This is a genomic window from Paraburkholderia sp. BCC1886, assembly GCF_900996245.1.
Taxonomy (GTDB): domain Bacteria; phylum Pseudomonadota; class Gammaproteobacteria; order Burkholderiales; family Burkholderiaceae; genus Paraburkholderia.
The window spans coordinates 1-425 of record NZ_CAAJGK010000014.1 but is presented as its reverse complement, the minus strand read 5'-3'; the positions used below and the strand labels follow the sequence as shown (position 1 = coordinate 425).

At 69.6% G+C, this 425-nt stretch carries 1 pseudogene; it reads left to right on the top strand.

Annotation, left to right across the window (positions count from 1 at the left end):
* Positions 1-19: 19 nt before the first annotated feature.
* Positions 20-425, top strand: a pseudogene (locus tag FQ746_RS01640) (inner membrane protein YpjD); the annotation flags it as partial.

The following is a 425-nucleotide window of genomic DNA, read 5'->3' as shown; positions in this document are numbered from 1 at the left end:
CCTAGTGTAAACTTCGAACATGGATATTGTACTGTATGCCCTCACCGCGCTCCTGTACGGCGGCCTGTCCGTCGCGGGATGGCGGGCGCACCGTTCCGGCCTGGCGCAGCCGCTGGTCGCGAGCGTGCCGGCCGTGCCGCGCGAGACGCGTCCGTCCGCTGCGTCCGGGGTGAGCGGAACCGGCCGCGCGCTGCTTTTCGCGGCCCTGGTCTCGCACGGCGTGCTGCTGCACGCCACCATCTTCCCGCACGACGCGATGCTGTTCGGCTTCGCGTTCGCGCTCTCGGCGATGTTCTGGCTCGGTGCCGGCATCTACTGGATCGAGAGCTTCTTCTTCCCGCTCGACAGCCTGCGCCTCTTGGTGCTGCCGCTGGCCTGCGTGGCCTCGCTGCTGCCGCTCGGCTTCGGCGGCGTGCGCGTGCTGC